This is a genomic window from Kamptonema formosum PCC 10802, assembly GCF_000332335.1.
Lineage (GTDB): Bacteria > Cyanobacteriota > Cyanobacteriia > Cyanobacteriales > Oscillatoriaceae > Oscillatoria.
Genome location: NZ_KB235948.1, coordinates 3,668,009 through 3,693,652, shown reverse-complemented (window position 1 = coordinate 3,693,652; position 25,644 = coordinate 3,668,009). Strand labels below are relative to the sequence as shown.

The following is a 25,644-nucleotide window of genomic DNA, read 5'->3' as shown; positions in this document are numbered from 1 at the left end:
TCGGGCATCCGACCGCCGCCACTGCCCCTGATGATTGTTACGATCGAAGAAAGTAGCGGCAAAGGGACATCAATGAGCGTTGTTAAACAAAAAGAAGGTAATGACAGGGGCGCGCCAGCGTCAGCACAGCTGTTACTGGTGGATGATGAGCCCGGTTTGCGCGAAGCGGTACAAGCGTATCTCGAAGACAGCGGCTTTAAGGTTGATGTGGCCAGTAACGCCAATCAGGGCTGGGAGCTGGTGCAGCAGAAGCTCCCTGACTTGGTGATTACCGACGTTATGATGCCTCAGGTGGATGGCTATCAGTTCCTGAAGCGGCTGCGGGAAGATCCCCGATTTAAGGCCCTGCCGGTGGTGTTTTTAACCGCTAGGGGCATGACCACAGACCGCATCCAAGGCTATCAAGCCGGTTGCGATGCCTATATTCCCAAGCCGTTTGACCCAGATGAGTTAGTGGCGGTCGTGCAAAATTTGCTCTTGCGCCGGGAAGCTTCCAAACCTGCCGGTGGGGATGGCGAAACGCCGGATATCGCGGACCTGGCCAGTCAGATTGCCGAGATCAAGTCTCTGTTAACCGGTCGCGCTTCCATCCCCCAAACACCGTCACCGATCAAAATAGACCTGACTCCCAGAGAGCAGAGCGTTTTGGACTTGGTGGCGCAAGGGCTGATGAACAAAGAAATTGCCCGCAAACTGGAAACCAGTGTCCGCAATGTGGAAAAGTACGTCAGCCGCCTGTTCAGCAAAACCGGCACCAACAGCCGCACCGAGCTTGTGCGCTACGCCCTGGAACATGGCTTGACCAAGTAGGCTCCGCTATTTTCAACCCCAGTGGGGTGCGCTCCCACAACACACCCCACCGGCAAAGCCGCCGGTCGGCTACTGTTGGCAATCTGCAATCGCCCGCCAATACATAGAACGTCTCGGATGTCAAGAGGGTGGGGGTGGGTTCCTTGGGAGGGAACCTACCCTACAGGGGATATGCCGGTCGGATACTGTTGGCAATCTGCAATCGGGAGCCAGAAATAAATATAACAGCTGTGAGTCGGAGAAATCCGGTTTTTCTGCAATTTTGACTCATTATAGTGGCTTGTTGCCATCCCAACTATCCGTGTAAATGCCGGTGTGCCGGTTTGGCGACCGGCGGGTGATTTTTTTTTGCCTCCGGCTGTTTTTTTTATCCTGATGGCAAAGGTGAGATCCCGTATCAATAAACGCAAACGTTGATACAGGTATCTACCATGCTAAAGTACATGTCTGTTGTTTTGTCTAGCCTATTAGTGATTGGTTTAGTAGCCCATTTCCACAAAGCTGATCAGCGCTCAGCTCAACTGGATAGATTCCTCTATGCCGAGCAGGGAGATGCGAGTGTAAACCAGTCTGGCGACGGCCAACCGCCATCTGGGAGTCGCAAAAACTAAATGTTACGGATTTGTCTTGAAAAAACAGCTGAAATGCAAAATTAGGAAGTAAAAACTCTGAAATATTGCACTCTTGAAGAGATACAGCTATCTCCTTTGTGGCGGAATATCCACTCAGGTTGGCAGGGCTGATAATTTCCAATTCACAGAGCATCGTTCAACGCATCTACAAAGTTACGAGGCTCTCACAGCAATTAGCTTTTGATGATTTTGGCTCGAATTGCCAGCCAGAGGGTACGGGCGGCGAATACAGCCGAAAAGCTGCAATATTTCAGGGTGAATATCGCAATGCAAATGCCTCTGGCGGCTCAAGTTGGCTGCCAGTGATGGGTTTGCAACCGGCGAATACTATCGCCTCCGCTCGCAGTGCAAGGGCGGGCGCGCTCTACATGCCGGTGCGATAGCGATGCTACGGGGATTGATATAAACCGACCTATTCGTGCAAAACTTAGCCTATACAAAGGCAAAAAGAAAGGAATCTTTCTTTTGCCTTTTTTCCGCTGCAACTCAGTTTATAGCGGTTTTCAGTTGGATGAAGTACATGCCAGAAACCTGGTTTCTTAAAGAAACCGGGTTTCTCAGTACCTCACTCAGATGAAAAGCGCTATATCTGCGCTCTCACCACTGGGGATTGTCAGCCAGCAAGGCTTCAGCATCCTCGGCTCGCAGGGGCTTAGAAAAAAAATAGCCCTGCCCGTATTCGCATTGCAGCGCCCAGAGCTGCACCAGCTGCTTTTCTGTTTCCACACCTTCCGCCACCACATACATGCCCAGGTTGTGAGCCAGCGTCACAATTGCTCGCACAATTTCTGAGTTTTCATCATCCCCAGACATCTCCATGACAAAAGACCTGTCAATCTTCAGCGTATTGATAGGAAAGCGGTGCAAATAGCTCAAAGACGAATAGCCTGTGCCGAAATCATCCACGCACAAATTAATATTCCGGTCTCGCAGCTTCTCCAGCACTTCAGCAGCAGCGGCGGCATTTTCCATCAGCACGCTCTCCGTAATCTCCAGCTTCAAATAAGCGGGAGAAATGCCGGTTTTCTGCAAAATTATGTCAATTTGGGGGAGCAGATCCGGTTGGGAGAGCTGTTTGCCAGAAAGATTGACGCTCATCGTCAATTCGTGCCGGTCGGGAAATTTCTCCTGCCACCGGCGCAACTGCTGGCACGCCTCCAGCAACACCCAAGCGCCCAGAGGCACAATCATTCCAGTTTCTTCTGCCACTGGAATAAACTCTGCCGGTGAGATCAGACCGCGTTCTGGGTGCCGCCAGCGCACCAAAGCCTCAAATCCCGCAATTCGCCCCGTATCCAGCGCCACAACCGGCTGGTAGTGAAGCAACAGCTGTGCCTTCAGTCGCTCCGACGGGCTCTCGCCTGAAAACGCCCGCCCGGTGGCTGCGCCTCCGCCAGTTATTTCTAAGCTCAAATTTGAGCCCTCACTATTTTCTTGAATCGCTCGCCGCAGGTCATTTTCCAACTGCAGCAGCGCTACGGCGCTCTCGTGCATGGCTGCGTCGAAGACCACATGACGGGCTTTTCCCAGGGCCTTGGCGCGATACATGGCCAGGTCAGCGTCGCGGAGGATGTCTTCCGGCTGCTCATAAGGGCGGCCCACCGGCTCGCTTTGCGAGGGCGCTGGGCGGTACGCGCCGATGGCGATGCCAATGCTGGCGGTGGTGAACACTTCGTGCCCGCTGAGATTGACCGGCTGCATCAGTTCCAGCTGGATGCGCTCAGCAAAGCCGGTGGCGTCGCTAACGTCGCTAATCTCTGACAGCAGGATCGTAAATTCATCTCCCCCAAGTCTGGCGACGAGATCCCCGGGGCGCAAGCACGCTTCCAGTCGCCGCGCCACGGCAATCAGAAATTGATCGCCCTTGCTGTGCCCGAGGCTGTCATTGACGACTTTAAACCGATCCAGATCCAAAAACAGCACGGCAAACAGATCGTCCTGCCGCTGTTTGGCCTGCTCCACGGTCTGGGAGAGCTGGTGGATAAATTTGTTGCGGTTGGGGGTGCCGGTGAGCCCGTCATGCCAGGCGGCGTGAAGCAACTGCTCTTCCGCCCACAGGCGCTCCGTGATATCAGTAGCGTACATATGCACCACATCCAGTGCGGGGATCGGGTGATACGTCCAAGAAAAGACCCGACTGCCAACCGTCGCCTCGATCTGGCGCTCGCCGTATCCGGTTTCCAGACACCCGCGCACGAGTTTGGGGTGGTTTGCCGGCAAAAAACCCCCTGCCGGCTCCACGCCCAGCTGTGCCAGCACCCGCTGTGCCGCTGGGTTGATGTAAATCAGGTTGCCCTGCCGGTCGGATGCCAGAACCGGATTGGGATCGTTTCTGGGGAAAGCGGCGAGACGGATATTCTCTTCCTCAGCCGCCTTGTGTGCGGTGATGTCAGTCATCGAACCGGCCATGCGATAGGCTCTGTTGCCGGTGTTGCGAATTGCCACTCCCCGACAGAGCACCCAGCGGTAGGTGCCGTCTTTGTGCCAGATGCGGTGTTCGTTTCGCAAATGGGAGGTCAGCCCTGCGAAATGAACGGTGATCTCCGCCTTCAGCCGCTCCACGTCGTCGGGATGCACGCGGTCAAACCACTCCGACGAGTGAGTGCCGATTTCGTCTTCGCCGTAACCGAGCGTGGCTTTCCAGCGCGGGGAAAAATAAACCTCGCTGGTTTCCAGATTCCAGTCCCACAGCCCGTCGTTGGCACCGGCAGCGGCAATCGCATAGCGCTCCTCCCACTCCCGGAGCGCCTCCTGTGCCGATATCCGGTACTGCTGTTCGGTTTCCAAAGATGCCGTTTTTTGCTGCACCATCTGCTCGAGTTCGGCAGCGTGAAAGATCGCTTTACCGGCAAGCGAACGCAGCAGGAGTGCGGTGCCGCCGGTGCCCAGCAACACCAAAACAGCAACGAGCGTGCCGGTGGCAGCAATCAGGCGGTAGAGCGGCCCATAGAGCTCGGAGCCAGCGACTGTAACAGCCAGCCCCCATTCGCTGTCTGAAATCGGGCTGTAGGCCACAATCTCAGCGCCACCGCCCGCACCCGATGGCGAAAGCATGCCGGTGTTTTGAGCGACAGCCTTTTGCAGGGCTATTCCCAGGAGAGAGGTTTTGGGAATCAGGGATTGGGAATTGGGGATCGGGAGTTGGGGATTGGGAATCGGGAGTCGAGCGCCCTGTGCTGCTGCTGCTGGAATTGCGCCCTCAGGATTTGCCGGACTCTGTGCCCCATCTGCGGAAATTGGAGGCCGACTGGATTTCCCATTTATCCCCCACCATCTGCCCGCCACCTGCCCCACCGCTGCAGAGCCCCCCTTGTTTTCTCTCAAGGGGAAAAACAGCTGCACTCCTTCTGGGCGCACCGTTCCGAGAACTGTTTCGCCGATTTGACCCAGACCGGAGTCATCTGCTAGAATCTGCTGCAAGCGGTCAAGCTTGAACAGAACGATATCCGTCCCCACTCGCCCTGATTTGCCCGCCGATGAATCTCGGAAACGGGATTGAAACGGTGAGTCCGAGAGACGGGATTGAAAGAGAATCGGAACACCCACGACTAAATAGGGGGCACCTTGCAGAGTGACTGGGCCATAAACCTTCGCCTCGTGGGAGCCGGCATCTGGGACGGGCCAAAATTCGGGAGGCACCGGCAGCCCCACGCTCACCGCCAGTTTCCCAGAGACATCGAGGCGGGTAATCCCTGCCAATTCCTGAGACTGGTTGAGGGCGTCTCTGAGTTTGGGCAAGCTAAAATACACCAATTGCTTGAGGCTGAGCTTCTTTTGGCTGTACGCCTCCAGGTGGTTGCGGAGTTCGGTGCGGCTGGCGATCTGCTGGGCGATGTCTTTGGTTCGCCTCAGGTATTCCTCAACCGCCAGGGTTTTAGTTCTGACGGCTAACAGCAGATTTCTCTCCTCGTTTTGTCTGAGATGGTGATACACCGGCACCGCGCTCACCACAGCAACGAGGGTGCCGGTGGCCAAAATCCCCAGTGCTGAATAGGCAACAATCAATTTTTGTAACCGTCCCGCAACATTCTTGCCAGCCATCCCTCATTCCTGCGTCTCGGCACCCGAGTGAATATGGAACCTCTTCCTGCAAGATAACCGCGTTGCCGGCGCAAGTACAAGAGCAATCTCACCCGATCTCCGCACCTCCCAAGGGCTTAGGCAGGCGTGGCGATTTTAGATTTTAAATTTTAGATTGGGTAACTCCTGTGGGTTAAATCCAAAGGCTCGGTCAAAGCCGCCCGCACAGAGGGCTTCAGTTTTGGCAGCCCGGATAAGAATTAAAGCGCGCGCTGAGATTTTATCGCAGCAGTCATATTGATTAGGACATCCGTGGCCTAGGGATAAAAGGCGTAGGACAGGCGTTCCTTCCGCGCCCTCTCGATCTAATGTCCTAACCTAACTGGCTACTGCTATACCTCACTGACGCTCTGGCAGCAATTCCGGTTAGTTACTTTTATACCAATAGACAGTCAGTTTAGGACACGCTCGATACGAAGTACAGGCATAGGGCAGGCGTTCCCTCCGTGCCCTCAAGGTTTCTGGGAAGGAGGCTGTCGCATCCCGCTTCGCTATCGGAGGGAACGCCTGTCCTACGTCCTAACCTAAGTGGCTAGTGCTATAATTTTTTTTTTCCTTTTCTTTCCGTCTCCCGCCATCTCTGTGAATCCCAATTGCAATGAATTAGCCGGACGTAATGTGAGCCGGCGGTGGGAGAGCCCCGAGCCCTTTGGAGGGGTGCCGGACCGACAAGGCCGGTGGCGCAGTGCGCGGGCGCGCGGGCAAACGAAAGGAAAAGCATGCGGTGGCGTTTGGATTGGCAGCGCTTCGCCCACCATCCCGGAAAGCCGGCACGACACGGACGCCAGAACGGGGACGGTCGCGATAAGCTATCGCAGTATGCACTTAGGTTAGAACATTAGACCTTCAGGGGGGGCGGGACGCCTGCCCTACGTCTATATAGCAGTAAGCATTTAGGAAACCTACATTCCGGCCTCCCTTACTCCCCCGCTCCCGAAGCTTCTATTGTTCTAACCAATATGACTGCTGCTATATTAGGCTTTTAATCTGCTTTTCTGTTGAATGGGGCAGAGCCTCCTGATTGCTTTTCCAGGAAGTTATGCTAGCGAGATATAGCAGTAGGCACTTAGGTTAAGACAAGGGGTTTAACATGATGTAGGGGCGGGTTCACCCACAACCTGTGCCACACAGCTACAACACCGATAAACCCGCCCCTAAGCTCTGATATCCCTCTTCTGTCATTTTGAGGCAATTTGACGAATTTGCGCCATTTCATGCAACGACAGATCAGGCTTTCACCCTTGTTTGATAAAAGAGGGATATAGCAGTATGCACTTAGGTTAGAACATTAGACCTTCAGGGCAGGCGGACGCCGTACCTACGTCTATATATAGCAGCAGTCATATTGGGCCATCAGTGTCATAACCAATATGACTGCTGCTATAATATAAATTATTATTGCAAATTAATTGTTTCATATCGGAGCGCCGGCGGAATTTTCCCCTCCGGCGCGCTCGTTGCGTTTCGGGAGCCTCTCACCAAGGCAGAAAAACTTTCTCGTGGGGCGAGGACAGGCAAGATGCCGGTCTTCTCATCGCAACTCTTATCGCAACTCTCATTGCAACTCTCATCTCAACTAAAAATCACCCGCTCGCTTCCGAACTATGTTACCAATTTTACTGTTTTATAGCAGTATGCACTTAGGTTAAAACATTAGACCTTCAGGCCCGGCGGACGCCGTACCTACGTCTATATCCCAGTAGTAATATGGGTTAGGACAATAGGAGCCGGAGTGCGGAGGTGCAAAAGAGGCCGAAATGTACGAACCTAAGTGGCTACTGCTATAGTAGGCTCTGTGAGGGGGAAAACTTTTGTTCTGCTAAAAGGGACAATTTCCGCTGCCTGTCCCCGACACCGGCAGGACTGGCACTGTATTTGCAGTCTTGAGGATGCCGGCTTTCTAAAAATCGGAAAGCCGGTTTTCCTTCCCTCAGGCTAGGCAGTTGCTACTTAGGCGCTTTAGGCGCGGGTTTGTCAGAACTCCCCCCAGTTCCCTTAGGAGGCGTCTTAGAGTCCTTGTCCTTAGAACTGCTCTCAGACGGCTTAGTAGGATTCTTCTCGGAGCTTTTCCATTCAGACAGGGGGCGACTGACAGCATTTTGAAAGTCCGGAGACACCAAAAGCACCTCAAGAGCCTCAGATGGGTCTGCCGGCGGGTCAGCTTGAGCGTACAGAAAAGTGCCGTTAAAATCAGGCTTGCCCAAAAGCAAGCGATGGCTTTGCTGATTGTTCAGCTTCACTTCTAGCGTCGCCACCGGCTCATCCAAACCGTATTCTTTGCGCTGGTTGGCGGGGTCAGTCATCACCAGGGTGCGGTCGCTTTTGCCGGTGGCGAGCAGATTCAGCAAAAATGCCACCGGTGCCTCAGAAGCCGGAACTCCTGGAGTCTCGGAACCCTTGGCTTGTTTTTCAGCCGGTTTCGCGGAACCGGAGGGGGAAGCAGTGGCTGCCGGTTTTGGGGAAGCTGCCGGTTTTTCTGGCGGTTTCGCTGAGGCGGAGGGGGGCGGCGGTGGCGGGGGTGGCGGTGCTTGGCAGGTTGCTGCAGTCTGCCCGGAAGCTGGTGCTTTGCAGGCTGCCGGCTGCCCTGCCGGTGCCGAATTGAGAACTTTTACCAGCCAGCGGGGCTCCCCCGGCGTTTGCTGCTTCTCCTGAGTGCCCCTTTCAAACGCCAGCATTTCGTTCGGGGTTTTCACCGTCAGAGATTGCACGTCCTGCTCCTTAAAGGAAAAGATTTGCTGCTGTTTTGCCTTGGCAGCTTCCCGCTCAGGAGCGCCCTGAATTTCATAAACGTAAACAAACCCACCAGCGAGCGACGCCAAAAGCATCAAAATTAGAGTAGACCGCTGCAACTTCATGGTGAGAGATGAGATTATTGAGGAATAAGTTTTTAGTCCTGCAGAGCGACTAGGAGCGCGCTGGACAGAGAGTTTTGTTATGAAGTGTAGGGGCGGGTTGATAGATATGCTTTGCTGCCGGAAGATATAGCAGTTTTAATGCGCTCGGAGTGCCGTTCGCAAGCGTTGTAAGCCTTGCGCGTCCTTCTCCCCTTTGGGAGGCGCGAGGGCTGGCCCCTACCCGGGGTGAGCGTCTTTCCCTGGCGTCCCCCCTTTGTTAGGGGGGGGCGGGGGGCTCAATATCTGGTTTCAATCCCGTTTCCAAAGATTCGCAGGCCAAACATCGTCTCCTCCCACCCCCTGCTGAAATCATTGTCGCATTAATATGGGCTTCTTTGCACAATCGGGATGCTCCCGATGGACATAACTAAACTTAACCTGAAAGCTGGCAGGCTGACCGCTGTCCCGCGTGGTGCCGGTGGTGGGGCGATGGGAGCGCGGGGTGGGAAGTAGAGTGGACTCACTTCCGGAGCGCCGGCTCCCGGAGCCCCGATCTTAGCGCCGGCTCCACCAGAGAACCCCTGCGGACCCCAGCCCGATGGCGGGCAAAACCCCCACAGCCATCAAACTCAACAGCAACCGTTGCTCTGGTGTTATGTTGATGCGCCGGTCAGTGGGTTGTTTGGGGCGGATGGAAAGGGTCAGCCCGTCCAGCTTGCTCAGCCAGCTGACGGAATTGAGGAAAACATCCCCATTTAACTGCTGCTCAAATATGCCATCCGTGGCAAACTCAGAATTGCCCAGCACGACCATGCGCGCTTCTTGGCCAGTCTGAGCCGGCTTTTGGCCCGGGGAAGCCGGCGGAGTGGCCGCCGGCGACGGAGAGGCTTCCGCCTTGGGCTTCTCACCGTCTTCTGGCGGCGGTGCGGGAATGGGCGGCGGTGCGGGAATGGGCAGCGGAGTGTCCTTAGCCTGCTCTGCGGCGGATTTAGCCGCCGTGCGATTCAGGGCCACGCCCAACAGCAGCGGACCTTTGCGGTCGGTTTCCGGGTTGAACTTTAGTGGCTGCTTCTGGGGGTTGCTCTCTCCCCAACTCCGCTCATTGGTAATCAGCAGGGGCGTTTCCTGAATTCCCGGCACCGGCTTAGTTTCAAGCGGTCGCGCTCCGGGATAGAACGAGTAGCCTCCCTGAAAATCTGCGGCGATCGGGTGATCCCCATAATTCGCGATCAGGGGTATAGCCGGCCCGAGACCCACTAACTGTCCCTGACCGGAAGCGTCGATCGCCAAGCGATTGTCCAGCTTCACCCCCCATTCTGCCAGCAGGCTGTCCAATTTGGCGTCAGAAGTGGGGTCCAGCATCACCAGCAGGCTGCCACCCCGGTTGAGATAGTCCCTCAAGGCTTTTACCTCGCCCTCAAACAGGGCCCGTTTGGGCCCCGCAATCACCACGACAGCGGCATCCGCCGGCACTTCCGAGCGCTCGGCCAGATTCAGCGGCTCACTGATAAAGTTTTTGTTCTCCAAGGCGGCGACAGCGGAGGAGAGTCCGCCTTTCCCGGCTTTCAGGGATCGCTCTCCGTGACCTTGCAGGAAGTAAACTTTGGCTTGACGATCGCTGAGCAGTTGCGCAATGCCATTGGTCAGTTTCAGTTCGGTCAGGCGACTGCGCTCGTCTACGCTCAGGAGAAACTTCCGCCGCTTTCCAGATTCCAGATGCACTTCCCCAAAACGGCTGACGCCAAAATTTCGCGCCAGCGCCGGCTCTTCTTGGGGATCGATATACTCAAAGCTGAACTTGAACCCCCCCTGCCGGCGGTAATTTTCCAGCAATGCCCGATCTGAGGGATTCTCTGCGCGGTCGAACACCCTAACCTTTAGCGGCTCCTTTAAATTGCGCACCAGCTGCTGTGTTTGGCGGGCCAAAGTAAACTGCTGGTTTTCCGTTAAGTCCACTCGCAGCGGATAGCGAGTGGCCATAAAATTAATCAGGCCCAGAATCACCAGCACTGACAGGATGGCGGCTAGGGCATTAGTGTTGGCTTGTGTTGAGCGCCGGTTCAAAAACCCCTGTATGGCACTGCCTTCCACCAGCACCCACAGCCCCAGGATCGCCGTCCCCGCCAGCAGCAGCCCTGCCGGCACCGGCACCCAGGTGCCCGAGATCACCCCTGCTGTTAAGCCCATCACTATTAAGCACGGACTTAGCCAAAACGCATATTTCCAAGCCTGTCTCGGCTGCTTGTCTTCGATCTTGACTGTCTTCATTTTAGCTGGTACAATTTTAGCCTTTAGATGCTATGTTTTTGTTTTGACTTCTTAGCTTTTAGCTTTTAGCTCTAATATAAATCACTTATATCAAATTCGGTTTAGCGACCCAACCACCTTCCTCCCCACCCCTCAGTCACGCATCCCGATATGGGCGCGCTTGAGGGTCTGCAAGGTCAGGAGGGCAATCTATCGGGAGATATTGCTCCCCCTTTCCTTACCGGGCTGTGTGAGGGGCAATGCGTTTTTATGCTCCCTTTATTTTCTGTTCAGCCTTCTTTTCTGGGGCAAAATCAAACTTCAAAATGGCAGAGGCTTTTTTGAGCTTCTTCCTTTTTGCTTTTTCTTTCCTAAGACTGCTGGTAGCGCAACGTTTCAACAGATTGAGCCGTTAGAAAGACTCCCAGAGCAATATAACTCGCAAACACAATCAAACTGCTGCTATCTATCACCCCTTGAACCAAGTTGCTGTAGTGCTTGAGCAGCGATAAATGCGCCAAGGCTTCCCCAACTGGCCCACTTATACTGTTGGCCAGCAAATCGATTACCCACAGGAACAAAACTAGGGCGAAGGTGAGAACCGCCGCCAGAATGGTGCTGTCTGTCAGAGAGGAGATAAACATCCCTAAAGATAGAATACTGGCTGCCAGCAGGACCAATCCCAGATGCGCCAACAGCGGTACGGCTGGGGGCATCGGGGGTGTGGAAGCGCTGAGGGCAATCAGCTCGCAGGCGAGCAGGGGCACCACTATCGTGGTAAAAAAAGTCAGCACGCCCAACAGTTTGCCGGTGGCAACTGCCCAGTTGGTAATCGGTGAGGTCGCCAGCAGCTCTAGTGTGCCGCGCTTGCGCTCCTCAGCATACAGCCCCATCGACAGCACCGGCAGCACGAACAGGGAAAGCGAACCCATCAACTGCAAGAACAGCTGCACGAATTGGTAGGGCACATCCACCGGCGGGACAGATATCCCCATCTGTTTTATCTGCTCGTCTCTGAAAGCCGCTTGGGCGATCGCGCCTTCAGGCCCCAGCAGGAGGGCCACAAAAAAGAAGCCGGCTAGCAGCCAAAACACGCCGGCTATCGCATACGCCAGAGGGGAGACAAAATACCCCTGCAACTCTTTGCGATAGATGGCCATAATATTTCCCACGATCACTTTCATAGAAGCCCTCCGAGTGGTTGATAAATGGGCTCGGGCAAAATTAATTCACCCCGCATCCCCACCTCGCTACATCTATTAATTATTGTGAGATTTTTTCTGACTTTCATCCTTCACATCATCGCTCGCCCACAGGTCTGACTCCACATCCACATCTTCACACACTGGCATTAGGTCGTTTACTCCCACCCAGGTGGGCGCGCTCTCTAAAGGTTCTTCATCGATTTGAAACGGATTTTCCTCTGGGGTCGCGGCGCTGCTAGTCCCTACCTCTTTTATCTCTTCTTCCTGAAAGCCACTCACAGACTCGGGTGACGGTGTTTTTTCAGAGATATCCCCACTCACAGACTCGGGTGCCGGTGTCTTTTGAGATGCTTCGCCACTGACAATTTCGGGTGCCGGTGTCTTTTCCTGGTCTTCGCCACTGGCAAGTTCGGGTGCCGGCGTCTTTTCCTGCTGTTCGCCACTGGCAATTTCCGGTGCCGGTGCTGTTTCCAGCTGAAAGCCACTCGCCTTTTCGAGTGCGAGTGTCTTTTCCTCCGTAGTCACTTCTAAAAATACATCTTCGAGGCTAGCTTGCACCGGCCTCATTTGGTACAAGCCGAGCCCCGCTGACACTAAAGCCGCGACAATCTCCGGTGCCGGTGCTGCTGTTGGCCCGGCGGTCAGCCGCAGCAGGTGGCGATTTTCCGGCAGGTTGTCTGCCGGCATCAGCTCAACCGATATCACTCCGGGCACTTTTTCCAGCAGCTGCAGGGCAACAGCAGCGTCCCCATCCACCTCCAGCTCGTAGCGCGAACCGCTCGCCAGCTGAGCCATCAGGTTTGCCGGCGTATCGGTGGCCACCACGCGGCCCTGATTGATAATTACCACCCGGCTGCAGGTCATGCTGACTTCCGGCAAAATATGGGTGGACAGGATAATGGTGTGATCCCCGGCCAAGCTCTTGATCAAATTGCGGGCGTCGATAATTTGGCGCGGATCGAGGCCGGTGGTGGGCTCGTCGAGAATGATCGCCGGCGGGTCGTGGACAATCGCCTGGGCGATGCCGACTCGCTGCCGGAACCCTTTAGAAAGCTTGCGAATCAAGACTTGCCGCTTTTCTAGCAGGTTGCAGCGCTTGAGGGCGTACTCCACGCGATCGGGACGATCGCCTGCAGGCACCCGCTTCAGCCTAGCCACGAAGTGCAGGAATCCCTCTACCGTCATTTCCGGATAGAGTGGTGGCGTTTCGGGCAGGTAGCCTATCCGCTGCCGCACCGCCATTGAATTTTCGTGGACATCGAAGCCGGCCACCCGGGCGGTGCCGCTCGTCGCGGGCAAATACCCCGCCAAAATCCGCATCGTTGTGGTTTTCCCCGCCCCGTTGGGACCGAGGAAGCCCAGAATTTCTCCAGGCTCTACGGCAAAGGTGACATCGATTATTGCCGGTGTCGAGCCGTAGCTTTTGCTTAAATGCTCAACTTCTATCATCCAGTCTCACCCATCGGGGTTGTTCGCGCTACCGCTCGCTCAGCACGCGCGCGCAGAAAAGCGCACAGGAATGCTGGGGTTAATAGCTAATAGCTAATAGCTAATTCTGGCTTGCCTGCTGCCATTTGAGCAAGCGGCTCCCAGCTGAGCACATCTTGAAGTATAGTTTGATATCCCGCCACGTTGGGGTGCAGCCCGTCAGCGCACAGTCGCGCTCGCCGCCATTCGGCACTGTGAGCCAGCCACAGCTCAAAGATATCCAGATAGGGAATCTGCCGCTCGCTGCAGGCCACTCTCGTGGCTTCTTTGTAGCGATACTGCTCGGCGTGACTGTAGTAAAAACAGTCTAAAAAGGGCATCCGGGCTTCATCCACCGGCACCATCCCCACAAACAGCACCGGACACAGCCCCTGCGACAGGTCTAGCAACCCAGCTAGATCGGCTTGGAAGGTTTCAAAATCCGTATAGTTTCGTCCGGGATGCCGGCCAATCCTGGCCGAATCATTCACCCCCACGGACAGAATTATGGCATCCGGGAACCGGTTGCGCAGCTCCCCCCTGTGCCGGAACTCGATTTCCAGCCGGTCTGCGACTTGACGGACGCGATCGCCGCGCACTCCCAGATTGTAAACTATGTGACCGGCGCTGTCGGGCAACATCCAGCTGCGCCGCAGCCGCTCTACCCAGCCCCCTCCTTCCGGATCTCCGTATCCGTAAACTATACTGTCCCCCAGGGCCACAATCTTCAGGGGACGGTAACAGGCTTTCTGTAACGGTTTGTAAACTGGACTCGCAAGTGTCTGCATGAGCGCACCAGAAGAATTTCAACACCTTTAACTTTCTGAATCGGGCTGCAACGCACCATTGTATCCTTTTCAAATCTTTATTCAACTATAAAAATCTACACAATTTGCCGGAACTTCCCCTTCCGGACTCCTCTGCGCCCCAAATTACAGATTGCCAACAGGAGAGTCGCGGGCCGGTCTAAAATCGGGCTCGACACACTTGATAAACTAAAAGGGGCACACATAAGCAAAAATAGTTATGCACAAGCGTTTTAACCTAGATACTACCCATCTGATGCGGCGGGCTGAAGAATTGATCGGTACCGCTTCCAATCGCTACCGGATTACCGTGCAGGTGGCCAATCGCGCCAAGCGCCGCCGGTACGAAGACTTTGACAGTCCCGACGACCCGACGATGAAGCCGGTGCTGCGGGCCATTATTGAAATGTCGGATGAGCTGATCCAGCCGCAAATTATCGGCGATGACGAGTTAAAGAGCAGGGGCTAGAGGTTAGAAGCTAGGATCTAGGGTGGAGTTCCGCAGCGCGGAACTCCCCCCACACCTGTGCCCCTTTCCCCACCCTCCCCGGAGCCGTAGGGTGTTCCTGCGGCTCTCGACCAGAAATTCTAGCTGGGTGGTGTTGACATAAAAGCGGTGAAGTGATAAAGAAAGTCATGAACAACCGATGGCGACAGCGGTTTCACAAGGGAATCAGAACCGGGCTGCTGCTGGGAACTCCCGAGGTGCGGCGAAAAGTCCTGTTTGCCGCCATCGCCCTGGCCGGCATGTGTCTTGCGGTTTTCGCACCAGGGGTTAAAGAAACAGGAAACTTCGGGGTGCGGATTCCAGCCATCGAGTCCCACCTGGGAGCGCAGCCGGCTTTTGCCCAGCGAGTCAAGGTGGCCGAAGCAGCGGCGCAACTTTACCAAGTCCTCCCCGATTTGCCGCGAGAAAACAGCTATGCGCTCCGGGAGACAGGAAAAGTCGATCCGGAAAATACCCTAGCCAGTCGCTTGATCCGCTATCACATCTACGTCAAAGGGCGTCCTGCTTCCTACCGGCTGGACTGGAAACTCACCCTGGCTGACTATCTCGACGCCAATGAACTGATGGACAAGGCGCTGTATCCGGGGCGAGAAGTTTTGCAAGAAAACCCAATGGAAAGCGACAAAGCGGCCATCAGCCGGCTGAATCGAGCCCAGCGGGATGCCCTCGTCAGTGCTCTCGCCAGGCTCTTCAATCCCAGTTCCGCACGGAGCAACGAACCGGCACCCGCTCCCCCACCGGCAAGCCAGCCCTCAAGCGCACCGAGGCTGCCGCAACCGCAACCGGGAGACGCTCAGCTGCTCAAACACCTAAAAACCAGATGAGACTGCGGGCGAATTGATGTGGGTTTAGTATTGAACCGCCAAGACGCCAAGAGCGCCAAGAAGGAAGAGAAAGAGGGGCAGAAGAATTAATTATCGGCTATTGACCTTACGGATTTGCCAGCAGTATCCTTAATAAGGGGCTCTAAAACCCGTATCTTTTGCCCCCCATATTATATTTTCCGTTTGGATGATTTTTTCATAGCCGGCGGGGGCACAGACGGCTGGCGGAGGACTGTCCAGTGCGAGGGTGCGAGGGTGCGAGGGTGCGAGGGTGCGAGGGTGCGAGGGTGCGAGCGCCCAGCGCCCAGCAGCAATTTTCCCTGACCGGCAGAGAAAAGGCCAGAAATCGAAAGACAGTTGAGGAGACACCGGCATCGGAGGAGCATCCCTTATGGGCGATCCCCAACCTATAGCGGTTCTCATATTAGTGAGGGACTGAGAAACCCGGTTTCTTTAAGAAACCGGGTTTCTGAGACGCAGTTCATCCAACGGAGAACCGCTATCAATGCCCCACCCCAATGCCGAGCCAACAGATTTCCCCACGATCTGGTGCAGCGCCTCTAACATCACCTCCCTAGATTTGTCGCCTCAACGGGAGAGATTCTGCCGATTAGAAACGAGCGCCAAATTATGCCCACCCTGTATGTCAGCCCAGCCGGCGGAAGCGACTCCGCAGCCGGCACCCAGTCTGCGCCTTTCAAAACTCTCACCAAAGCCCTCAAACAAGCCACAGCCGGCACCACAATTCAGCTAGCTGCGGGCACTTACAGCGCTGCCGGTGGGGAAGTCTTTCCCCTCACTGTTCCCGCTGGAGTTACCGTTCTGGGGAGCGAAACCAAAAAAGGTAGCGACATCTTAATAGAAGGCAGCGGCGAATATATCAGCCCCACCTTTGCTAGCCAAAATATCACAATTCTGCTAGAAAATCAAGCCCAACTGCGGGGCGTTACCGTTACCAACCGCGCCTCTCGCGGCACAGGTGTTTGGGTAGAATCCACAGCACCGACAATAGCCAACAGCACCTTCACCAATAGCGCCCGCGAAGGGATTTACGCCACCGGCACAGCCCAGCCGGCGATTGTGGATAGCGTCTTTCTCCAAAACGCCGGCAACGGCATCACCTTCGTGCGCAACGCCAAAGGAGAAGTGCGGCGCAACGTCTTTAAAAAAACGGGTTACGGCATTGCCATTAGCGACCGTGCCGCACCCCTGATTATGGACAGCCAAATAACCGAAAATCGCACCGGCATTGTTGTCAATGGCGAAGGGCGACCCGTGCTGCGCCGGAATCTGATTGAGAAAAACACCCAAAATGGGCTGACTGTCACAGTTAAAGCCCTACCGGATTTGGGATCTCGCCAAGACGCCGGCGGCAATATCCTGCGGGACAATGGCCAGTACGATTTAGAAAACGCCTCCTCGAACCTGCTGGTTTCTGTGGGCAATCAGCTCAATCCAACGCGAGTCAAAGGTGCGGTGGATTTTGTCATCAATGAAGTGCCGTCACCCGCACCGGCACCCGCACCTACTCCCGCACCGGCACCCGCACCTACTCCCGCACCGGCACCCGCACCGTCACCGGCACCGGCACCGGCACCGGCACCCGCACCGTCACCCACCGGCTTGAAAGACATAGCCGGTCACTGGGCGCAAGCCTTTATCGAAGGCATGGTCACAAAAGGACTGATCGTGGGCTTTCCCGACGGCACCTACAAGCCAGAAGCCAGCCTCACCCGCGCCCAGTATGCGGCACTGATTGTCAAAACCTTCCAGCTGCCTCCCAAAAAAGAGGCCGTCAAATTCAAAGATGTGGCAGCTGATTTTTGGGCGAAATCGGCGATTGAGCAGGCGAGCCGGATGGGTTTTCTCTCCGGATATCCAGATGGAACCTTTCGCCCCAATAATAACCTAACCCGCGTGCAGGCGATTGTATCTTTGGTGAGTGGTTTGGGGCTGACCGGCGGCAATCCCAATTCGCTGCAAAAATACACCGACCGAGCCGAGATTCCCAGCTACGCCACAGATGAAGTCGCCACGGCTACTGAAAAGCGCCTCGCTGTTAACTATCCCGTGGTGGATAAGCTCAACCCCATGCGAGATATCACCCGCGCTGAGGTAGCGGCGATTATCTACCAGGCGCTGGTTGCCACAGGCAAAGCGCCGGTGATTTACTCTCCTTATATCCTCAACCCCAATACTACTTTGCCGGTTTTTGACAGTTAGTATCCGAGCCGGTAGGAACAGTATATAGCAGTAGGCACTGAGGTTCGTACATTTCGGCCTCTTTTGCACCCCCGCACTCCGGCTCCTATTGTCCTAACCCATATTACTACTGGGATATAGACGTAGGCCAGCGTCTGGCTGCCCTTAAGGTCTAATGTTTTAACCTAAGTGCATACTGCTATAGCAGTTCTAAAATCGGGTTTCTAGCGTCCCTCATATTAGTGAGGTACTGAAAGCCCGGTTTCTTAAAGAAACCGGGTTTCTGACCCATAGTTCATCCAACTGATAACCGTTATATAAAGTAATTATTCAAAACCGGATCTGCCAGAAACCGGGTTTCTTCTGTACTCAAGTTGAGTTTTCCGGCTCGTCCACCAGAAGGAAGCAGGTTGCTGATAACTTTACTTTCTTTTATAAATCAGCCGGAAATCATTCTTAAATCATTGGTGAAAGCCTCTCTCTTCTCTTTCCTTGGCGAACAGGCGCGTCTTGGCGGTTCCTTGAAAAATAATTTTCACAGGGTAGGGGAGCGGGGGAAATTCACAATGGCCCATGTCCCATGCCCAATGGCCCATGCCCAATGGCCCATGCCCCCATTGCCCCATGCCCCATACCCCCAAAGGCGCGTGCCGGTGAGGGCACCCCAGTTGCGGGTGCCCTTCCGGCTTTATGATAGGAATAGAGTCACTCGCCCACCCTATAGGTTTAATTGCGGACTTATGGCCAACATTCAGTTTTCCAGAGGGATCAATGAGGAAGTGGTGCCCGATGTGCGCCTCACTCGCTCTCGCGATGGCAGCAATGGCAGAGCCACGTTTTATTTTGAGAATCCCAACGCTCTCAGCCAGGAGAGCACGCAAAACATCACGGGCATGTACATGATTGATGAGGAAGGGGAACTCTCCACGCGGGAGGTTAACGCCAAATTTATTAATGGCAAGCCGTCGGCAATAGAAGCGATTTACTCGATCAAATCCCCCGATCAGTGGGACAGGTTTATGCGTTTCATGGAGCGCTACGCTGAACAAAATGGCTTGGACTTCAAGAAGGCTTGATGGCTTGGCGAAATTAATGGCCAGCTAGGGCGGGCAGTTCAGGGGGCGTATATTCCTGCACTTGAGTTGAAAACCTCACACCCCAGCCCCCTCTCCGAACCGCGCAGAGGGGGGACAAGGGGGATGTAAAGTTCTTGGTATACCCCCCCACTCATTCAATTCAAATTCACAATACCGTAAAGTTAGAATAGCTGTGGGAGCTGAGAAACCGGGTTTCTCTGCAAGAAACCCGATTTCTGGCAGCCCTCACTTTTTTTATAGCCTCTCTCATATTAGTGAGGTGCTGAGAAACCCGGTTTCTTAAAGAAACCGGGTTTCTGGAGCCTACTTCATCCCAGTAATAAACGATATATAACCCACCTCTAAGGTTAGAATAGCTGCTGTTAAGACAATGGTGCAACTCCCTCACCCCGATCCAGAGAAAATGACAGTGAATTGCGCTGTCATTACTGTTAGTGATACGCGCTCCCTTGAAACAGACAAAAGTGGCCGGCTGATTCAGGAGTTACTCCTTGAGGCGGGTCACGGTGTGGGAGCGCACACCATTCTTAAGGACGAGCCGGCGGCAATCCAAACGCTGCTGGGCGAACTGGGCGAGCGGGGTGATTTGGATGTTTTGATTTTTAATGGCGGCACCGGCATTTCGCCGCGAGATACCACTTATGAAGCGATTGCGGGGTTGCTGTCCAAGACGCTGCCCGGATTTGGCGAGCTGTTTCGCTGGCTGAGCTATCAGGAAATCGGAACGCGGGCGATGTCTTCGAGAGCGATTGCCGGTGTTTATGGCGATAAGTTAGTGTTTTCGATTCCCGGTTCGACGGGGGCGGTTAAATTGGCGGTTGAGAAGCTTATTTTACCAGAAATTGTTCACTTAGTTGGGCAGATGCGGAAAAAATCTTGAAGTTAGGGATATGGTGGCCTGGAAAACCCCACACCCCACTGCCGGCGCGGGAGAAGCAATCCCCACACCGGCACGTCTGCAAGAGTCCGCTCTCAGGCAATCTGGCGACTTTTAACCGGCACAAACCGACTGTCTCTTCCTGACCGCTCCCGGCTTCGGGGAAGTGTGGGACGAGCGGCGGCAAATACCCGGTTGTGAAACCTGCCGGTGTGGCAATTTCCATAGAGTCTCACCTGTCGCCGGCTCGCTCCAGTTTACCAACTGTTGCAGAGAATTCACCGGCACTCACTTCACCCCTAGTGGCAGCCGGTGCCATTACCACAAAATAAAAACTTTCGCAACCCCCCAGAGACATACACCGCAAGGAGCAGGCCAGGGACGAAGGCTGCGCACTAGCAGCAGGTCAAGGAATACCAGAAACCGGCTTTATTTGGATGGGAGAAGAGAAATTCTAGCTTTATATAGCGGTTTTCAGTCGGGTGAGGTACAGTAGGAACAATGGGTAAACCCGCTTTCAAGGTCTTTTAAAGTAATCATGTCTAATCCTTTCTTAATAGCCACTTCCAAGGCTTCACGAGTCCGAACTCCAACTGAGCGAAGATATTCTTTTAATTTTGACCCTAGGTTTTCAATTGGATTAAAGTCTGGAGAATACGGAGATAAATAAATTACCTTGGCCCCAGCAGCCGACACATGTCCGATACTCCTTCTACTTAATGTGGGGGCAGATTCTCCATGACCACACTCCCACCGGGCCACAAAGAAGGGACTAAAACTTTCTTAACATATACTTTAAAGACATTTCCTGTTGTGCCCCCATTAACTGTAAAATTTCCTAAGACTCCTTTTTTTTGCGAGGGCTCCTATTAAAGTGAGATTTTCTCCTCTTTTTAAAGGCGTTATGCCAATGGTTACTTGACCTTTCATCGACCAAGCATACACTTTTGTCATCGCTGGGAGCAGACCGCTCTCATCAAAAAAAACTCAGGTTTCTACCGGGCAGTCAGTGATAATTTGCCAATATATAAATATTAAATGCTGCATTCGCTAATTTTTAAATTTGGTGCGAGCTTTTTTTATGTGCTATGTTGTGCTGTTTTAGGAAGTAAACAAGCTATTACTTCTTACAGTCATTCCGGTTATAACTTTGATTTTCGCACATAACTCTTTTCATAAGCTATCATTTTTATGGTCTATCAGTTCTTTAACCAGTTCTAGGTGGTTGGCCAATTTGGAAGGTCTCCCACCTCCTGATGGTCGTGGTTCTCGCATTTGCTGCTGTTAGTAGACTTTCACGAGTTTTTGTACACAACTCTTGGCCACTTTTAAAGCGTTGAGCTACTGGCCAAATTTAGCCTTCCCGAGTTGTATATATTGATACTATTTTTGGCCGTAAATTAAGCGAGTAAGGTTTCATAAGCGTCAAAGCGCGTTTTAAAAATTGTACCTCACGCAGGCGCAACCCGCTATAGCTTTATAGCCGTAGGGGCAGGCCCCCGTGCCCTCCGGTTTTTGACCGCTGTCATGCCAGATATTAAAAAGATGCGATCGCTTCCCCGTGGCAGCCGGCGCGACCTGAGAGAATGAGAATATCACAGAGTAAAAGTTTTTTTCTTATGCAGAGCCGGTCAAAACCGAGAAACATTCGCTCCAACCCATCTTGGAGCACACAGTACCGCTCCAACACCGACAGTTCAAGCAGGCAACCTCCTTCGCCGGATGTAGAAGCGGATATCCGCGCCTTAGAAGAGGAAATCGCCATACTGAAGCTCCCCGACTATTACCCCACCCCGCAGCCGGTCATCCAGCGAATAATTGAACTGGCTGGGGTTCGCAGCGGGCAGAAAGTCCTGGAACCCTCTGCCGGCAAAGGGAACATCGCCGACGCCCTCAGTGAAACCGGCGGCATCGACCTGGAGGTGATCGAGTCCCAACCCCCCCTGCGGGAAATTCTCGCACTCAAAGGCTACAAGATCGTCGGGAACGACTTCCTGCAACACGAAACTCGCTACGACCGCATTGTGATGAATCCCCCGTTTTCTGGCGGCTTAGACAGCGTTCACATCCGCCACGCCTACGAGTGCTTGCGCCCGAACGGGCGGCTAGTGTCCGTTTTGTGCCACTGCCGGTTTTTCCGGGATGACCACAAGTGCGATTCCTTCCGCACCTGGCTGCTGAAAGTTGGCGCTCAAGTTGAAAAGCTTCCGAGCACAGCCTTTTTCCACGGCGAGCGCCCGACTTATGTGCCCACTAGCTTGGTGATGGTGAGCAAACCTCGCCGGTGAGTTAGAACATTTCCGATTGCTTCGTTTTTGCATAGCAGTCGGGCGGGGACCGGGAAGTGGGAGAGCAAAGCGTCACTCTACAATAATTGTAGGTTATTTGCCTCCCAAACAAAACACTCTTGATATTAACGGAGATGGGGAATGGTCAGGGAATGGTGGCCGTTTCTCAGCAGGCTGTGCTCAAGCCCTGAAAAAAATCAGCTTTCGTCTGGTGGTGCGGTGGAATTTTGCCGCGAACTTTCCGGAGGTCGAACCTCAAAACGCGAATACTCGGAACAGATGCACCCTGATTGATACCCTCTGCCTGCAAAGGCAGAGGCTTTTTTTCGGATTTCAAAGCAAGTTGCGGCACTTTTACCAAATGCCTTATTAAGGCCAGCTGCCGCTATAGCACTATGCACTTAGGTTAGAACATTAGACCTTCAGGCTCGGCGGACGCCGTACATACGTCTATATAGCAGTAAGCATTTAGGAAACCTACATTCCGGCCTCCCTTGCTCCCCCGCTCCCGAAGCTTCTATTGTTCTAACCAATATGACTGCTGCTATAATACCAATTTGGGATTTTAGATGTTAGATTGTGGATTAAAGCCCCTGCCATGAAGGGAGTTTCGCCGTGCGGAACAAGACTATTTATAGCAGTAGCCACTTAGATTAGGACATTAGACCTTCAGGGGGGGCGGGATGCCTGCCCTACGTCTATATAGCAGTAAGCATTTAGGAAACCTACATTCCGGCCTCTCTTCCTCCCCGGCTCCCTTGCTCCCGAAGCTCCTATTGTCCTAACCAAGATGACTACTGCTATATCTTGCCAGGGGATTTGTTGGGGAAAATCGCTATAGAAGTTTTATTTTTTACAAAACTATAGCAGTATGCACTTAGGTTAGAACATTAGACCTTCAGGCTCGGCGGACGCCGTACATACGTCTATAGAGCAGTAAGCATTTAGGAAACCTACATTCCGGCCTCTCTTGCTCCCCCGCTCCCGAAGCTTCTATTGTTCTAACCAATATGACGGCTGCTATAATGTTGCCTTTAGTGGTGTCATTTGACTTATAAAAGCGATGCAAACCGACTGAATATGCCCCACAGATTCCTGGCAAAATGGCAACATGCTGGACTGTTTTTCAGCAAAAATTAGAAAGCAAAGCCTCACTCCCACCCGAAGCTCGCACGCCAGAAACCGGCTTCCTGGCTCTCTCTCCTGCAGCCGGCTGTGGGAAACCAAGCCGCGCTCAAAGGCTGCGAAAATAGCAGCCTCAATAGCAGCGCTACGCAACGGCCTGAAGGTGCCAAACGCACCTGTATCGGGGAAACGGCAAGGAAAGCACGCATGGAGTTGGAGACGGATGATGAATAACAGCAAACTGACACTGAACAGCAGCCAGGTGAGCCACTCAGGAGAACCGACTTCGGAAGGAACCAAAGCCGATGTGTGGGTGAGGCTCAACAGGTTGGAAGCGCAGCTGCACCAGCAGCAGCAGAACGCAGACCGCCGCTACGCCAAGGTCAAGGCGCAACTCGACAGCCTGCAGCTACAGCTGTCTTCTTTGGCCGTAGCGACCAGGGAGGCTGTTAAGAACACTGCCAGAAAATCCCCGCACGATTTGTGGCTGCCCTGCAGCATCGCGCTCAACATTATCCTGCTTGTCGCTTTCCTTGCCGCACTTGGCCATGTCCGCTAGCCGGGGTTAGCTTGACCGGCTGGCTGCCAGGGGGTCTGCATCCGACCGCCAAAAGTCTGTGACGCTGTAGCCGAGTTCCCCCAGCATCCGCCGCAGCAGGGGCAAGCTGAGGCCAATGACGTTGCTGTGGCAGCCTTCGAGTTTTTCCACGAATAGCCCCCCTCGCCCTTCTAGGGCAAAGCAACCGGCGCACACGAGGGGCTCGCCGGTGGCGACGTAAGCTTCAATTTCTATATCGCTGAGGGAGGCAAAGTAAACCCGCGTCATCTGGCACCGCACTATGGTTTTATCCCGGTCTGGTTCGATTAAGGCGTGGCCGGTGTAAAGTTCCCCGACTGTCCCGCGCATTCGCTTCCAGCGGGCAATCGCCTCCGCCGCGTCCGCCGGTTTGCCGTGGATTTCGCCGCTGACCAGCAAAACGGAATCGCACCCGGCAATTAGCCACGATGTAGAGTCGGGTGCCCCTGCCACCGGCACTGGCGTTGGGCCGGCGGGCGGCTTCTCCCCACTCTTCAACCGGCTGGCGATGTTCTGCGCTTTCAGCTGGGCTAGGGTTTGCACCAATTCTGCGGGGTTGGCACTCCTGACTTCCGACTCATCAATGTGGCTGGCCCAAACAACCGGCTCGATGCCGGCACTCTGCAGCAATTTTCGGCGTGCCGGTGAGGCGGAGGCGAGTAAAAACTTTGGCGGTTCCATAGGCGTGGGCATGGGGACAGTTTTCAGTGGGCTGCGTTCCTTTGGAACGCACCCTACTATTAATAGACTGAGAAGGAATTAATGACTTTCTCAAACATCCGCTCCATTTTTGGCCAGCGCTCTTCGGTGCTGGAGATGTTGAAGGTGTAGAGTTTGCCCCGGCTGACGGCGACGCTGGCCAGATTGTGCCGTTTCTGATTGGGCAGTTTTACCGCATATTCCAGCTTGTAATAAGTCTTGTCGCCCAGCGAGCGCTCCTCGGCGCTGACTAATTCCGCTTCGCGTCCCGATCCCGGAGGTGCGATCGCGCTCTTGGACAGCTTGTAGCCCACCTCGCTAGGGGTTCCCAGCTCAGCCAGGATTTTGCTGTCCGGCACGGGACTGATGACGACGCTGACGTTCTCGGTTTCCTGAATCAAATCGTGGAAGACCACATCTGGGCCATTGCTCACTTTCACCTGCTGCCAGCCGTTGGGATAGAGGAACTGATAGCCATCTGTGCTGTCGATGTAGCTGTTGAGGCCGGCGGTGGGCGAAACGCAGCCGGCAACCGCCAGCGTTACCACCACTAGAAGTATTGTCGCAATTCTTTTGAGCATCTGAGCTGTTCCCTTTTTGCAGTGCCTTTCCTTGGCGAGAGCTTTGGTCTGGGCTGTCCCAGTCTCTCCCTACTGCGTCATTGTCTCATCTGCTGCCCCCACTGCAAAACTCCCGCCGGTGTGGCCAGGGGCTGTAGCTTATTCTATATTAACAACTTGCAATTTTCGGGCGCAAGCCGGAAGGATAATTAAAGTGATTAACCGGATATGAAATAATATATAAAACTTTCTGTGGGATCTGAAACACCGGCCCGCGTTAAATTTTGCGGTGCCCCAGATCAAAAGGATGAAACTGCACGCGCAATAGCGCCGGCGGTCGGGCAGGCACGGGGCCTGCCCGTGGGACGGTTTGGTCTGGAGACGCGATTGATGAACAGGACACTAGACTCCTAGCATAGCCACAAGAGCGATGGTCGCAGCGCTCACGAGAGCCAAGAGAGATCCCATTGAGAGTGACTGCACCACAGGATTAGAAGTTTTTAAGACTTTCATCTGTTATTGTTCCTTTTTCTTGCAGAAGTTCTCACAAGCGTAACAGAAGCTTGAAGAAGGAAACGAAATATGAAGAAAACTTAAAGAAACGTAAAGTTTCTTAAAGTAAGCGCTTCGTGGGGCTAAAGCGGGATCAACTACGGCCCAGAAACCCGGTTTCTTTGACAATATAGCAGCAGTCATATAGGTTAGAACAATAGAAGCTTCGGGAGCGGGGGAGCAAGGGAGGCCGAAATGTACGTTTCCTAAATGCTTACTGCTATATAGACGTAGGGCAGGCGTCCCGCCCCCCC

21 protein-coding genes and 1 pseudogene are annotated in these 25,644 nt (G+C 54.1%); 13 read left to right on the top strand and 9 right to left on the bottom strand.

The features are described 5' to 3' along the window. The first annotated feature begins 72 nt into the window (after positions 1–72). Both OSC10802_RS0115870 and OSC10802_RS0115860 read left to right on the top strand, forming a co-directional pair. On the top strand, positions 73–810 hold the full coding sequence (locus OSC10802_RS0115870; RefSeq protein WP_017717755.1) for a response regulator transcription factor: 738 nt from the start codon (positions 73–75) through the stop codon (positions 808–810). A 730-nt stretch (positions 811–1,540) separates the two neighbouring features. Continuing rightward, positions 1,541–1,825 carry a hypothetical protein gene (locus OSC10802_RS0115860; RefSeq protein ID WP_155967892.1) on the top strand — a complete coding sequence of 95 codons (285 nt, stop codon included), beginning with the start codon at positions 1,541–1,543 and terminating at the stop codon, positions 1,823–1,825. Between the two features lie 214 nt (positions 1,826–2,039). On the opposite strand, the gene OSC10802_RS54540 is transcribed toward OSC10802_RS0115860, so the two are convergent. After that, positions 2,040–5,483 (bottom strand): putative bifunctional diguanylate cyclase/phosphodiesterase, encoded by a 3,444-nt coding sequence (locus tag OSC10802_RS54540; protein ID WP_017717752.1) that lies wholly within the window; start codon positions 5,481–5,483, stop codon positions 2,040–2,042. Between the two features lie 1,810 nt (positions 5,484–7,293). Here OSC10802_RS54540 and OSC10802_RS54535 point away from each other — a divergent pair. Beyond that, positions 7,294–7,461 (top strand): hypothetical protein, encoded by a 168-nt coding sequence (locus OSC10802_RS54535; protein ID WP_155967886.1) that lies wholly within the window; start codon positions 7,294–7,296, stop codon positions 7,459–7,461. Between the two features lie 7 nt (positions 7,462–7,468). Here the strand turns inward: OSC10802_RS54535 and OSC10802_RS53005 are convergent, their stop codons facing one another. The 5 genes and pseudogenes from OSC10802_RS53005 to OSC10802_RS0115830 all read right to left on the bottom strand — a co-directional run bounded on the left by OSC10802_RS53005 (position 7,469) and on the right by OSC10802_RS0115830 (position 14,063). Next, positions 7,469–8,377 carry a DUF4340 domain-containing protein gene (locus tag OSC10802_RS53005; protein WP_017717751.1) on the bottom strand — a complete coding sequence of 303 codons (909 nt, stop codon included), beginning with the start codon at positions 8,375–8,377 and terminating at the stop codon, positions 7,469–7,471. Positions 8,378–8,911: 534 nt separating this feature from the next. Beyond that, on the bottom strand, positions 8,912–10,624 hold the full coding sequence (locus OSC10802_RS0115845; RefSeq protein WP_017717749.1) for a GldG family protein: 1,713 nt from the start codon (positions 10,622–10,624) through the stop codon (positions 8,912–8,914). A 350-nt stretch (positions 10,625–10,974) separates the two neighbouring features. Beyond that, positions 10,975–11,787 carry an ABC transporter permease gene (locus tag OSC10802_RS0115840; RefSeq protein WP_017717748.1) on the bottom strand — a complete coding sequence of 271 codons (813 nt, stop codon included), beginning with the start codon at positions 11,785–11,787 and terminating at the stop codon, positions 10,975–10,977. Positions 11,788–12,318: 531 nt separating this feature from the next. Beyond that, positions 12,319–13,257, bottom strand: a pseudogene (locus tag OSC10802_RS40360) (ABC transporter ATP-binding protein); the annotation flags it as partial. A gap of 86 nt (positions 13,258–13,343) precedes the next feature. Further along, positions 13,344–14,063: a GDSL-type esterase/lipase family protein gene (locus tag OSC10802_RS0115830; protein WP_017717746.1), complete on the bottom strand. Its 720-nt coding sequence runs from the start codon at positions 14,061–14,063 to the stop codon at positions 13,344–13,346. Between the two features lie 238 nt (positions 14,064–14,301). Here OSC10802_RS0115830 and OSC10802_RS0115825 point away from each other — a divergent pair, with 238 nt between their 5' ends. The 8 genes from OSC10802_RS0115825 (at position 14,302) to OSC10802_RS55675 (ending at position 19,921) form a co-directional block, all read left to right on the top strand. Next, on the top strand, positions 14,302–14,550 hold the full coding sequence (locus OSC10802_RS0115825; protein WP_017717745.1) for a DNA-directed RNA polymerase subunit omega: 249 nt from the start codon (positions 14,302–14,304) through the stop codon (positions 14,548–14,550). A 167-nt stretch (positions 14,551–14,717) separates the two neighbouring features. Further along, entirely contained in the window at positions 14,718–15,413 is a 696-nt protein-coding gene (locus tag OSC10802_RS40355) for a hypothetical protein (protein WP_017717744.1), read from the top strand. A 239-nt stretch (positions 15,414–15,652) separates the two neighbouring features. Continuing rightward, complete coding sequence (locus OSC10802_RS50015; RefSeq protein ID WP_155967883.1) at positions 15,653–15,826, top strand: hypothetical protein; 174 nt, start codon at positions 15,653–15,655, stop codon at positions 15,824–15,826. A gap of 217 nt (positions 15,827–16,043) precedes the next feature. Then, positions 16,044–17,636, top strand: a complete 1,593-nt coding sequence (locus OSC10802_RS0115810; RefSeq protein ID WP_017717742.1) for a DUF1565 domain-containing protein — start codon at positions 16,044–16,046, stop codon at positions 17,634–17,636. Positions 17,637–18,355: 719 nt separating this feature from the next. Beyond that, a complete protein-coding gene (gene psb28, locus OSC10802_RS0115805) occupies positions 18,356–18,691 on the top strand; it encodes a photosystem II reaction center protein Psb28 (protein ID WP_017717741.1) in 336 nt (111 codons plus the stop codon). A 391-nt stretch (positions 18,692–19,082) separates the two neighbouring features. Then, positions 19,083–19,592, top strand: a complete 510-nt coding sequence (locus tag OSC10802_RS0115800; protein WP_017717740.1) for a MogA/MoaB family molybdenum cofactor biosynthesis protein — start codon at positions 19,083–19,085, stop codon at positions 19,590–19,592. Continuing rightward, positions 19,589–19,735, top strand: a complete 147-nt coding sequence (locus tag OSC10802_RS53000; RefSeq protein ID WP_198525132.1) for a hypothetical protein — start codon at positions 19,589–19,591, stop codon at positions 19,733–19,735. Before OSC10802_RS0115800 ends, OSC10802_RS53000 begins: the two co-directional genes overlap by 4 nt. 51 nt (positions 19,736–19,786) lie before the next feature. Continuing rightward, positions 19,787–19,921 (top strand): hypothetical protein, encoded by a 135-nt coding sequence (locus OSC10802_RS55675; RefSeq protein WP_255349145.1) that lies wholly within the window; start codon positions 19,787–19,789, stop codon positions 19,919–19,921. Between the two features lie 142 nt (positions 19,922–20,063). Here OSC10802_RS55675 and OSC10802_RS56520 read toward each other — a convergent pair whose 3' ends face one another. Next, positions 20,064–20,285, bottom strand: a complete 222-nt coding sequence (locus OSC10802_RS56520) for a transposase (protein WP_198525131.1) — start codon at positions 20,283–20,285, stop codon at positions 20,064–20,066. A 923-nt stretch (positions 20,286–21,208) separates the two neighbouring features. Here OSC10802_RS56520 and OSC10802_RS0115790 point away from each other — a divergent pair. Both OSC10802_RS0115790 and OSC10802_RS52995 read left to right on the top strand, forming a co-directional pair. Then, complete coding sequence (locus OSC10802_RS0115790; RefSeq protein ID WP_017717738.1) at positions 21,209–21,877, top strand: DNA methyltransferase family protein; 669 nt, start codon at positions 21,209–21,211, stop codon at positions 21,875–21,877. A 1,351-nt stretch (positions 21,878–23,228) separates the two neighbouring features. Then, complete coding sequence (locus OSC10802_RS52995; RefSeq protein WP_026098527.1) at positions 23,229–23,561, top strand: hypothetical protein; 333 nt, start codon at positions 23,229–23,231, stop codon at positions 23,559–23,561. 6 nt (positions 23,562–23,567) lie between these two features. Here OSC10802_RS52995 and OSC10802_RS0115770 read toward each other — a convergent pair whose 3' ends face one another. Continuing rightward, positions 23,568–24,260: a Maf family protein gene (locus OSC10802_RS0115770; protein WP_017717734.1), complete on the bottom strand. Its 693-nt coding sequence runs from the start codon at positions 24,258–24,260 to the stop codon at positions 23,568–23,570. Between the two features lie 59 nt (positions 24,261–24,319). Further along, positions 24,320–24,859 carry a photosystem II reaction center PsbP gene (psbP, locus tag OSC10802_RS0115765; RefSeq protein ID WP_026098526.1) on the bottom strand — a complete coding sequence of 180 codons (540 nt, stop codon included), beginning with the start codon at positions 24,857–24,859 and terminating at the stop codon, positions 24,320–24,322. Between the last annotated feature and the right edge of the window lie 785 nt (positions 24,860–25,644).

What these genes read in the sequence shown, in the direction of transcription:
- OSC10802_RS0115870 (WP_017717755.1), top strand. Translation starts at nt 73, where the DNA reads ATGAGCGTTGTTAAACAAAAAGAAGGTAATGACAGGGGCGCGCCAGCG.
- OSC10802_RS54540 (WP_017717752.1), bottom strand. Translation starts at nt 5,483, where the DNA reads ATGGCTGGCAAGAATGTTGCGGGACGGTTACAAAAATTGATTGTTGCC.
- OSC10802_RS53005 (WP_017717751.1), bottom strand. Translation starts at nt 8,377, where the DNA reads ATGAAGTTGCAGCGGTCTACTCTAATTTTGATGCTTTTGGCGTCGCTC.
- OSC10802_RS0115845 (WP_017717749.1), bottom strand. Translation starts at nt 10,624, where the DNA reads ATGAAGACAGTCAAGATCGAAGACAAGCAGCCGAGACAGGCTTGGAAA.
- OSC10802_RS0115840 (WP_017717748.1), bottom strand. Translation starts at nt 11,787, where the DNA reads ATGAAAGTGATCGTGGGAAATATTATGGCCATCTATCGCAAAGAGTTG.
- OSC10802_RS0115830 (WP_017717746.1), bottom strand. Translation starts at nt 14,063, where the DNA reads ATGCAGACACTTGCGAGTCCAGTTTACAAACCGTTACAGAAAGCCTGT.
- OSC10802_RS0115825 (WP_017717745.1), top strand. Translation starts at nt 14,302, where the DNA reads ATGCACAAGCGTTTTAACCTAGATACTACCCATCTGATGCGGCGGGCT.
- OSC10802_RS40355 (WP_017717744.1), top strand. Translation starts at nt 14,718, where the DNA reads ATGAACAACCGATGGCGACAGCGGTTTCACAAGGGAATCAGAACCGGG.
- OSC10802_RS0115810 (WP_017717742.1), top strand. Translation starts at nt 16,044, where the DNA reads ATGCCCACCCTGTATGTCAGCCCAGCCGGCGGAAGCGACTCCGCAGCC.
- psb28 (WP_017717741.1), top strand. Translation starts at nt 18,356, where the DNA reads ATGGCCAACATTCAGTTTTCCAGAGGGATCAATGAGGAAGTGGTGCCC.
- OSC10802_RS0115800 (WP_017717740.1), top strand. Translation starts at nt 19,083, where the DNA reads ATGGTGCAACTCCCTCACCCCGATCCAGAGAAAATGACAGTGAATTGC.
- OSC10802_RS0115790 (WP_017717738.1), top strand. Translation starts at nt 21,209, where the DNA reads ATGCAGAGCCGGTCAAAACCGAGAAACATTCGCTCCAACCCATCTTGG.
- OSC10802_RS52995 (WP_026098527.1), top strand. Translation starts at nt 23,229, where the DNA reads ATGAATAACAGCAAACTGACACTGAACAGCAGCCAGGTGAGCCACTCA.
- OSC10802_RS0115770 (WP_017717734.1), bottom strand. Translation starts at nt 24,260, where the DNA reads ATGGAACCGCCAAAGTTTTTACTCGCCTCCGCCTCACCGGCACGCCGA.
- psbP (WP_026098526.1), bottom strand. Translation starts at nt 24,859, where the DNA reads ATGCTCAAAAGAATTGCGACAATACTTCTAGTGGTGGTAACGCTGGCG.